5 protein-coding genes are annotated in these 10,910 nt (G+C 51.0%); 4 read left to right on the top strand and 1 reads right to left on the bottom strand.

Translation table 11 applies throughout. The features are described from left to right. Window positions 1-67: 67 nt before the first annotated feature. From Mal48_RS15800 to Mal48_RS15785, 4 genes are all read left to right on the top strand, one after another. A complete protein-coding gene (locus Mal48_RS15800) occupies window positions 68-1,195 on the top strand; it encodes a peptidylprolyl isomerase (protein ID WP_145201591.1) in 1,128 nt (375 codons plus the stop codon). Window positions 1,196-1,790: 595 nt separating this feature from the next. Further along, window positions 1,791-6,374, top strand: coding sequence for a hypothetical protein (locus Mal48_RS15795; RefSeq protein WP_231739626.1), 4,584 nt, complete (start codon window positions 1,791-1,793; stop codon window positions 6,372-6,374). 550 nt (window positions 6,375-6,924) lie between these two features. Continuing rightward, on the top strand, window positions 6,925-9,207 hold the full coding sequence (locus Mal48_RS15790; RefSeq protein ID WP_145201585.1) for a glutamine amidotransferase: 2,283 nt from the start codon (window positions 6,925-6,927) through the stop codon (window positions 9,205-9,207). A gap of 273 nt (window positions 9,208-9,480) precedes the next feature. Beyond that, entirely contained in the window at window positions 9,481-10,509 is a 1,029-nt protein-coding gene (locus tag Mal48_RS15785) for a sugar phosphate isomerase/epimerase family protein (protein WP_145201582.1), read from the top strand. Window positions 10,510-10,665: 156 nt separating this feature from the next. Here Mal48_RS15785 and Mal48_RS15780 read toward each other — a convergent pair whose 3' ends face one another. Continuing rightward, window positions 10,666-10,908, bottom strand: a complete 243-nt coding sequence (locus Mal48_RS15780) for a DUF5989 family protein (RefSeq protein WP_145201579.1) — start codon at window positions 10,906-10,908, stop codon at window positions 10,666-10,668. Between the last annotated feature and the right edge of the window lie 2 nt (window positions 10,909-10,910).

Genomic DNA, 10,910 nt, shown 5'->3' with positions numbered 1-10,910 from the left:
CCTTGCGCCTCGAGTGAAAGCTTTATTCAAAGCCAGCTCACAGGCATATCAGAAATAAGTTTGATCCATGTCTCGAATCGTGATCCTCATGGCGGTTATTCTTTCCGTAGGATGCTCACAGCATCGCTACGATATCGCTGATCCCGTCGTCGGCCCCCCTCCTCCACGAAAGCAGGGTGGCCAAGCGGTTGCATACAATTCTGAAGCAGAGAGCGAGTTCCAGCTCGCAAGCTATACGGAAGACGAAATCATCCCGATGACCGAAGTGGTCGCTCGTGTGAATGGTAACCCCATTCTCGCAGGGCAGGTTCTTGAACCGTACGCTGCCAAACTGGCCCAGGCACGCAAGCAAATGCCGGCCAGTGAGATCCGCAAAGCTCAAGAGATGCTGCTGAAGAAAAGCTTGCCCACACAAATCGAACAGACACTGATGGTCGATGCTGTCAAGTCGAAGATGACGACAGAACAATATACTCAAGTCGACGAACAGCTTGATGAGTTCTTCGCAGAGGAAGTTGTGCGACTGCAGACCCAATTTAATGTGGGGAACATCGCAGAACTCGAAACCTTGCTGCAGTCTCAAGGCATGTCGCTGGCGACGATGAGGGACGCATTCGGGAATCGACAACTTGCTTCAGAATACGTCCGTGGCAAGATGGGCAGCGAAGCCCCGCTCACACGTCAAGACCTGCTGAAAGAATACAATCTTCGAAAAGAAGAGTTCGCTCACCCAGAGCAAATCAAATGGCAACAGATTCAGGTTTCCGTCACAAAACATGGTTCACGGAACAATGCAGCTCGTGAAATGAATAAAGCGATTGAAGAACTGCGTCAGGGAGCCGACTTCACCGACGTTGTCCAACGTTATTCCGACGGCCCTCTCAAGGATAAAGGGGGACATTGGGACTGGACGCAACCTTCAAGTATCGCCAACACAGACGTTCGTACGGCCTTGGCTAAACTTCAAACAGGGCAAATGAGCGAGGTGATCCAAAACGATAGCTCACTGCACATCGTCAAGGTGACCGGTCGCAAGGCTGCGACATACACTCCGTTCCCGGAAGTCCAGGAAAAGATTCGAACCGAACTTATCGCGAAACAGCGTGAAGCCAAAGCAGAAAAAATTCTCGCCGAGTTAAGAGAGAACGCAGTCATCGAAACAATGTTCGATGATCGTGATTCGACCGTGAAATAATGCCAACAAAAGCGAGGCTGCCTTAGTCACCACGGAACATCACAGAACAGACGACAGAGGCACACAGAGCCTGAGAAAGCTCACTTCAAACAGATCAACAGCTCTCTCAGCGATTCAATACAAACATTCAACGGTCTCGAAGATCGCGTCAAGAGAAACTTGAGACCTCCAAATTTCGCTGACTTTACAGAAAAAGATTCAATGAATCACAGCGATCATGAAAATACGAATGAGAAATGACAGACCTGTGCGATCGGCAACGTTCGCCGGTCAAAACCCTCAAAAAACCAATTCCCCCCCAGAAATACAAAAACCGCAAACTCCCCTATTGACCCTTCAATTCAAACTGCGGTATTAGCCTACACCTCTCTTCTCTCAACAACCCCTTTCAAAATTGATTTCGTTTTCAACGTCCAAGAGTCCTGAGACGGCTCATTGATCTTGCGGAAGGATCCGCTCGATTGATGTATGCCACAGGATTTAAGGTCAGCTTCCAATCCTCAAAGTAGCGGCAAATAGAGTCATGGTGCGACATCGAAACAGGCAGGACGTCTTCTGTCAGAACTCCAAGGAGGGACCGACATTGTACAAATTTATGGGACTACTGATTTGTGGTGGTTTACTGACTGCAAGCGCGTGGCTGAGCAGTCGTATTAACGCCCAAGACACTACTCAGGCGGTACAAAATCCGTTTGAGAAGTACACACGTCCTGCGATCCAGGCTCCCGAGCCAAAAGGAGAGCAGGCGAGTGGTTTGCCAGTCGTCACCGATGTCAATCGACGTCGCGTGAATGACCTCCTTCGCCAGGCTCAGCATCAGCTGCAGCAGGGACAACAGGAGGAAGCCCTCCGGTTGGCGGCGATGGCTTCTCGCACTGCACGTGAATGGAAAGTTTCCTTCACACAGGGTGAGTTGACTCCCGAGATGTTGATCTCTCAGATTCGTGGCAATGTCACGGCTCCTAAGAGTGATATCCAACTGACTGGATTCAACGGACAGTCGCAAGCGGCTCCGGCAACTCCAGAAGGTCGCAATCAACTTGCACAAAACCTGCTCTCCGCTTCTCGAAAAGATATCGAGAACGGTGACTACCAGGCAGCACGTGACAAGGTTGTTCAGGCGAAGGAGCTCAACGCAACATACACTGCGTTTGACATTCGTCCGGAACACATCCTTGTTGAGCTTGCTCGCAAGCAACCGGCACTTCCCGGTGGACCGTCAGAAGTCTTCACAGCTGACGCCAACGACGTTGAAAGCTCCGCCAGAGCGTTTCAACAGGTCAATGGCCAAACAATGAAGGCTCATTCCAGCGACGACAACAAAGCCGCTGCCATTGAACTCCTGCACGATGCTCGTCAGGCCATTCTTAAAGGACACACCAAGGAAGCTCAAAGCCTGGCATTGAAAGCCAAGGAATTGAACGTCACCTGGGGACTGTTCGAAGAGACTCCAGAAATGGTTCTCGCAGACATTGGTCGGATTTCTGGTCAGGAGATTTTTGCCGCTTCTCCGCGCCAGCTCGATCAACCAGCTCAGCCGTCCGCGAATCCTGAAGCTCGCATCGCTGCACTGAAACTTCTTGAGGAAGCTCGATCATATATGCAAGCTGGACAGCTCGACGCTGCCTTGGCAAGTGCAAACAAAGCAGAACAACTCGGTGCCAGTTATCAGATCTTTGATGATCGGCCTGACCTTGTTCAACAGGAAATCCGAGTGCTCAACGCTCAGAAGAGTGCTCCCGCAGCTCCGTCGGCTCCTGCATTCGCAAATGCACAGCCAATCGGTGCCGCAGAGCAACAGAAACTCAAACAGCAAGCGATGACACACTTGCAGGGTGCTCGAGAAGCCATGAAAAGTGGACAAATCGAAGTCGCTCAAAAGCAAATCGAACAAGCTGAAAAATTCGATGTTGCCTTTGGACTCTTCGAAGATCGTCCTGAAGTGGCTCGCGAAGACCTCAATCGTTTGATCGCTGCTCGCGAAACCGAGAACAATGCTGCCAATATCGCAGCGACTTCTCCTGCGGCACCAGCTGCAGCACCTCAAGCAGTTGCAGCAATGCCACGAGCAAGCCAGAAAGATGAAGCTGTTAAACTGCTGAAAGAAGCACGCCAGCTCCTTCAGGAAGGAAATTCGCAAGTTGCTTTCCAGAAAGCTGTTCAAGCCAGCCAGTTTGATGTCACCTACGATCTGTTCGAAGACAGCCCTGAACGAATCATGGCTGAAGTCCAACAAATGACATCACCAAAACCGGCAGCCACTCCTGCTGGGAACCCACTCAACCTGACCGAAGCTCCAACTGAACGCGTTGCAAGTGCAGCCAAACCAAACTCTGGATTGGTAGTAACTGCTGATGCGTCAGCAATGGATCTGTACAACCAGGGTGTCGCAGCACTGCGTCAGGGAGATCGTAACACAGCTTACGAAGCCTTCCTTCAAGCCTACCACTCAGGTGAAGAACTCGACGCTTATCGTCAACAACAACTGCAGGACAAACTGCGTGAACTCGCTCCGCGACGACGAAACAGCGGAGGCATCATGCAAGCCAGCAATGAAAGCTACAGCCCCGGAAGCGAAGGCCAACTCGGTCGGACCGTTGCTGAGCAGCAAGCAAAGTTTGATCGTCTGCGAAGCGATAGTTTGAACGCAATCTTCAAGGCCGAAAAACTTCGTGACAAACAACCAAAACGAGCCATTGAAGCGATCGATCAGCAAATCGCTGCCATCAACACTTCAGGCCTCAGCGAAGACCAAACCGGAGCACTGATTGCTTCACTGATGAACTCACGAAATGACATTGCGACTTACATGAAGCAAAAAGCTCCGATCCTCGAGCTGGAACGTCGCAACGGAGAGACCAAGGACCTGATTCAACGTGAAATCGACACTCGAGTTCGTGTCGAACAGGAACTGGCTGACCTCGTCGACAAGTTCAACGATCTGATGGATCAACGACGGTATCCGGAAGCTTCCGCTTTGGCGAAACAGGCTAAGGAACTCGATCCTGAAAACCCTGTCACAGTAATGATGGACCTCAAGTCCACATTTGCCTGGAGAAATGATCGCAACCAGAAATTGCGTGCCGACAAAGAAGTCAGTGTCTTCGAAACACTCGATGATGTTGAACGAAGTTCCGTCAACCCACTCGCTGATGGACGTCCTATCGCGTTCGGGAAAGACTGGGCAAGCATTAAAGCTCGTCGTCAACCAGGTCGTGCCGATGCACGGTTCCACAGCGAACAGGAAATGCGAGTCTACAACAGCCTCAAAAACCCTGTCGCCCTGCACTTCGACAACACTCCACTCGCAGAAGTCATGCAGTTCATTGCGAACACTCAGGGCATCAACATTGTTGTTGATGATGCTGGACTCGCAGAAGAAGGCTTGGCTTCCAGTGCACCAGTGAGCATTGGAGTTGATGGAATTCAACTTCGCAGTGCACTGAACCTGCTACTGGGACCACTCAATCTGGACTACACGATTGAAGACGAAGTGTTGAAAGTGACCAGCCGACTTCGCCAACAAGGTGAAATGACTGTTGCCGTTTATCAGGTGGCAGACTTGATCGTGCCTGTCTCGATTCATCCTCCAACTTCACAATTCCAACCTGGAGCAGGGTTTGGTTCAGGACTGCAAAGCGTGCCTTCCTTCGGCGGATTGACTGGCGGAAACGGACTGGCTCAAGTGCCAGCGAGTCCTCTGGGTGGCGTGAATCCAACAGGTGGACTGGGTGGAAACCCACTCGCCAACCAAGGCGGATTAAACGGCCCAAGTGCGACGAACTTCGAGTTTGACGCTCTCAGCGATCTCATCACCGCAACAATTGAACCAGGCAGCTGGGACGAACTGGGTGGTGAAGGTGCTGTCACAAATCATGAAAGCACACTGAGTCTCGTCATTCGACAAACTCAATCGGTTCACCAGGAAATTGAAGGTTTGCTGGGGCAACTCCGACGTCTCCAAGACTTGCAAGTGACAATTGAAGTTCGCTTCATCACTGTCAGTGACCAGTTCTTCGAGCAAATCGGAATCGACTTCGACTTCAACATCCAAGACACAGTTGGTGGTCCATTCGTCACCGACGACTTCATTCCGATTCGACCATTCGGATCAACTGATCCAGAAAACGGAGCCACCGGTGGAACTCAGACTGGTGGTAACCAGGGTGGCAACCAGGGTGGCAATCAGGGTGGTCAACAAGGTCAGAACCAGAGTGGTGGCGGAGGAAGCTTGTTCTCGCCATCGCCAACACTCAACCTGACTAACCGCGACAACTGGGCTTCCAACACGATTGTTGGACTGAGTGCACAAGACTCATTCAGCGACAACCTGGACATCCCATTCCGACAAGGTTCATTCGACCTGGCTGCCCCATCATTCGGTGGATTTGATCCAACAGCTGGTATCCAGTTCGGAATGGCCATTCTGAGTGACATTGAAGCCTTCATGTTTGTGCGAGCAGCACAGGGTGACCGACGATCGAACATTATGTTCGCTCCGAAACTGACACTGTTCAACGGACAGGTCGGTAACGTAACCAGTGCCTTACAACGACCATTCGTGATTGCACTCCTCCCCGTAGCCAGTACTTTCAACATCGGCTTCCAACCGATCATTGAGGTGATCCCCGATGGAACACAATTGACAGTTCGAGCTGTTGTCTCAGCTGACCGTCGGTATGTTCGCTTGAGTGTGTTACCGTTCTTCTCGAACGTGACTGACGTCTTCACCTTCTCCTTCCAATCAGGTGGTGGTGGCGGTCAGCAAGGTGGCCAAGGTGGTCAAGGTGGCGGTAACTTCGGTGGTGGCGGTCAACAAGGCGGAGGAAACTTCGGTGGTGGTGGCGGTGGCCAAGGTGGCGGTGGATTCGGCGGAGGCGGTGGTATCGCCGGTGGTGCTGCCGGAAACGTGACCGTCCAGCAGCCTGTGGTCGATACCGTGACTGTCGACACCGTGGTCAGTGTTCCAGATGGTGGAACAGTTCTCCTCGGTGGAGTGAAAACTCTACGAGAAGGCCGAAACATGGCTGGTGTTCCGATCCTCAACAAAATCCCTTATGTCAGTCGACTCTTCAAGAACACAGGTGTTGGTCGCGAGACTGAAAGCCTGATGCTGATGGTGACTCCTCGAATCATCATCCAGGAAGAAGAAGAAGAACTGCTGGGACTACCTAACTAAAGTCTGTCTGTTCTCCTCCGTCCCCCCCCTCGGAAGAGAGCAAACGTCTCAGGTAAAAGGCCGCTGAACTCGTTTCAGCGGCCTTTTTTTGTAGAACTGATCCTGAAACTTGAAATTGCTCTCTCAAACGTTGAGGAAAGCGACCATTCCAGTAGTTTTCGGACTGGTTCTAAACAGAAGTGTACGAACCACCGAAGCAGAGAGAGTCTGAGGTTCGACTGAGGTTCGAATGGAGAATTCATCCTTCAACCTCTTTCATCGCGACGCCATATCAGAGCGGATTTCACCTCGTCAAAAGCAAGGACTTCGCTCGGTAGCAACAAAACAGACTGAATTCCCTATTCGATCAGGGAACTCCAGTTTCTGGAAAAATGAAGAGTTCTTGTCGGTGCAGGTAAAATCTGAAAACAGTTCCAATTGTTTCGTCTTTCCCGGCATAGTTGATATTGCCAAGTGAGACATCATACTGAAGCAACGAACTTGCTCTTCGACAGGAAGGATAGGCAATTTTGAATTCAATACTTCCACATAAGAAACGCAACTGCACGGAATGAGACTGGTAATTGAACCTGTTTGGAGTTGGCCGGTGATCATTGTCACAGCTGTGACAATGATCGTCCTCGTACTATGGACGTACCCCAGCCGGGTCGAGCATCTTCCTCCATTCTCTCGACGGCTGTTGATTTTCCTTCGGTGCTGCGCAGCAGCCATCCTGATTCTGGCGATGCTCCGCCCATCGATTCAGGTCTCCGAAACCGACAAGCAGATTCTACAGCTCAATATTCTCACCGACCGCAGCAAAAGCATGTCCACTCCCGATGGCCCAGGGGATCTGACTCGGCGTGAATACATTCTTAAAATTCTCTCCGACAATCAGGAGCAGTTTGAGCTTCTGAAAAAAGATGTCGATGTGCAGTTCATCGATTTCGATTCTGAATTGAGTACCGCGAAAGATCCGGAAAACCTCGCAGATGGAACGAGCACCGCGATCGGTAAAGTGATCGACGATATACGCGAAGAAGCGGTTGGTGAACGATTGATCGGTATGGTCATGATGAGCGATGGCGCTCAGCGAGCCGGCGGTGATGACGATGTTGATCCACTTTCTGCATCGCGAAGGTTTGTCGAGCAACTCCGGGTTCCGATTCACACACTCGTCGTTGGAACTTCTGAAGTCTCGACTGCTGGCATCGACCTGGCGGTTGCAGACCTGCAACTCGATCAGTCTGTCACCTTTGAAAAGAAGACTGTCCCAGTTCGCTTTCAACTCAAACTTGTCGGAGCAGCGGGGAAGAAAGTTCGCGTCCGTCTGTTGATCGAAGATCGAAACGGAAAACGGCAGGGCGAGTCAGGAGAGCTTGTCGAAATTCCGTTATCGAGTGAAGCGAGACCATTTCGGGACATCGAAACAAATAAGAACTCCGTCACAGTCCCCGTCGAGCTCTCTTTTGTTGCGGAGCAGGCGGGCGAATACAAAATCGCTGCTGAAGTTGTCCCCGATCCCGGTGAGGTCAAGCTGAACAACAATCGTCTGGAAACTTTGATCACTGTCCGCAAAGGAGGGTTGAAAGTCGCATATTTTGATGTCCCGCGGCCGGAACAAAAATTCTTGCGTCGACTTAACGAGACGGCCAAGATTCAAATCGACACTCAAGTCATCCTGCCTGGAAAATTTGCAAACCAGTCGAAAATCGATCCTGACTTTTTCAAGAAGGATCAGTACGACGTCTACATTATTGGAGATGTCCCGGCATCCGTCTTCGAAAACTCCGGAGACGATCTCCTGCGTCAACTTGCACTTCGCGTCCATGAGGGAGCCGGCTTGCTCATGACCGGCGGGCTGCACAACTTTGGAGCTGGAGGGTACGCATCAACTCCGTTGGCGTTAATTCTTCCTGTCAAAATGAGTCCCGAAGATACGATCCCGCTTGATCAAGATCGGCCGGAAGATCACATCAACACTGCAATCCAGATGGTCCCGACTGTCGATGGGGATCAGCGATATATCATGACTCTGGCAGCCTCGCAAAACATGGAACGATGGGAAGAGTTACCCAAGCTTGGCGGGGCAACTCGCATCTTGCCAAAATCGGGAGCGATTGAAATTCTCGCCGAAACGAAGAATGAAATGCCGCTGCTCCTCGCTTCTGAAACTGGACGGGGTCGAGTGTTGGCCCTTGCTGTCGATGAAACCTGGAAATGGCATTTACATGGATTCGAAGCGGAGCATCAACGTTTTTGGCAGCAGATGATTCTCTGGCTGGCTCATAAAGAATACGAATCCGATCAACCGTTGTGGGCTCGTGTCGAGCCGAGAAATTTCTCGCCGCTCTCAAAGGTTCCCCTGGAATTCGGTGCTCAAACAGAAAATGGTGTCCCTATCCCCGATGCGAATTTTCAAGTCGAAGTCCTCACGCCGACAGGTGAGACCTTAAAGGTTCCACCGCAACGCTTTGGAGATCATGGTCTCGCGGACTTCACAGAGACAACTGAACCGGGAGATTATTGGGTCACAGTCAAAGGAACACACGACGGAAAAACGCTCGGCTTGCCCGCATCAACTCGATTCGTCATTGATTCACGCGATATCGAAATGGACAACCCGGCAGCCGATCCCGGGATGATGACCGAAATCGCTGAAACAACGAGCGGCCAGGTGATTCCTCCCGAAAATTTTGGAGAGTTCCTTGAGAGCTTACGGCAGGAGGGCATTCCTGAAGAACTCAAACGTTATCGTCGCATCAACCTTTGGGATGGCTGGCCTCCCTTGTTGATTTTCATCGGGTTGATGTCCCTTGAATGGACTATTCGTAAATCGCGAGGACTGGTCTGATGATGGCGGGCGAACCAATGGCCTTCCGTACGTCGATTTCATGAACGAACTCGTCAATCCTTGAACAACCGGTCCTCGGTCGACAAATCAAATTCAATTCGCCATGCTTTTGCTTCACCTTGAATCACCTCAAATACAAGAATTTGGTCTCGCAATCACTGAGAAGTCTTTCATCACAAACGTCCCCAATGATGGACTCAAAATCTCCCTGCGAGACCTTCGTTGAATCCTTTATTGATCTTCATTTGATATCACTTAGCTGAGGAACTTTTCATGTCCCATGCATCCCCCAAGTTACATAACGCCATGTGGCCCGGACTGGTTGGAAAAGAAGATGGAACAGAAAACCCACCGATCTCGCTCGACCGGATGCTGGAACTGACCGCCGGGGCGGAAGTCAACGGAGTGAAGTTTGACGGGATCGATTACTTCCTGTTTCTGCCTCACACGGATCCTGAAGCGTCTGACGATGAACTTAGAGCGATTGCCGACAAAATCGCCAGCCACGGTTTTAGTGTCGGCTCTCTGGTCGCTCCAGTCTGGCCCGGGACTGTTGGCGATTCCTCAATGGGTGATGCTGAATCGCAAAAGAAGTTTTTGACCGCTGTCGAAAAGGCGTGCCGTATCGCGCGTATCTTCAATGAGCATGGTGTTCGAAATTACGGTGTCATCCGTATTGATTCTGCTGAATTCGGTGTTGAAAAGTGGAAAGAGAACCCCACCGAAAACACAAAGAAAATTGCCGCCACCTTCAAAGAGGCTGCCAAGATCGCTGCCGATCATGGTGAACGACTGGCTGCAGAAGGCGAAATTTGCTGGGCAGGAATGCACTCCTGGCGAGATATGCTGAACCTGCTCGAAGAAGTTGGCATGCCCGAAACACTCGGCTTCCAGGCAGATCTGGCTCATACTTACTTATACCTGATGGGCTACAACGCTCCCGAACATGCTCTTGTCAAAGAGGGGGACAGCGAAGAAAAATTCTACGCAGCTTACAAACAAATGACAGATGCCCTACGGCCTTGGACAATCGATTTCCATGTCGCACAAAACGATGGAACAGTCCATGGATCAGGAAGCCACGACAAAACTGGAAAACACTGTCCCGCCGATGATCCAAATGGCAAACTGGATATCGTAAAGTGCTCCGGATACTGGCTGGAAGGGGCTCAGGACCGTGGCATTCAGCACATCTGCTGGGACGGTTGCATGTTCCCGAACTCAATGCTCGAAAAGCAGGAAACGTGGAACACAATCCTCGCCAAGATGATCGAAGTCCGCGACGCCCATGGCTGGGATTAATCGCTGAAGCTGATTTCGAATTGGCTTTCGCATTCTTCTTTATCGTGAGCAGCCTCTGAATTCATGAAAGTGACTTTCACGGCAACGACATTAAGCCCCCGGTGAATCACCCACCGGGGGCTTAATGAGTTTCTGAAGACCCAATTGATACTTCCTCTAAAAGAACGGGTAGACAAATGGGGCCAGGACTGATGTGCTGAAGTAGGCAGCGAGGCAAATGAGAGCCAGCGAGAGCAAAATCGGCACGAGCCACCACGCTTTGTTCTCACGAAGAAACAGGACAAACTCCTCGATAAATCCGAGCTCCTTTTCTTCGGCAGCCTCCTCGAACGATTTCGGCTCATTTCCGGCTGCACTCGCTTGGTCATCGCTCTGCGGTGTTGTTTTCAATTCAGACATGA

The organism is Thalassoglobus polymorphus (assembly GCF_007744255.1).
Classification (GTDB): Bacteria; Planctomycetota; Planctomycetia; order Planctomycetales; family Planctomycetaceae; genus Thalassoglobus; species Thalassoglobus polymorphus.
The sequence above is the reverse complement of the archived record's forward strand: the minus strand, read 5'-3'. Positions and strand labels throughout refer to the sequence as shown.

Bases quoted from the DNA above. Each gene is read 5' to 3' on its own strand.
- Mal48_RS15795 (WP_231739626.1), top strand. From the start codon at position 1,791: ATGGGACTACTGATTTGTGGTGGTTTACTGACTGCAAGCGCGTGGCTG.
- Mal48_RS15800 (WP_145201591.1), top strand. From the start codon at position 68: ATGTCTCGAATCGTGATCCTCATGGCGGTTATTCTTTCCGTAGGATGC.
- Mal48_RS15780 (WP_145201579.1), bottom strand. From the start codon at position 10,908: ATGTCTGAATTGAAAACAACACCGCAGAGCGATGACCAAGCGAGTGCA.
- Mal48_RS15790 (WP_145201585.1), top strand. From the start codon at position 6,925: ATGAGACTGGTAATTGAACCTGTTTGGAGTTGGCCGGTGATCATTGTC.
- Mal48_RS15785 (WP_145201582.1), top strand. From the start codon at position 9,481: ATGTCCCATGCATCCCCCAAGTTACATAACGCCATGTGGCCCGGACTG.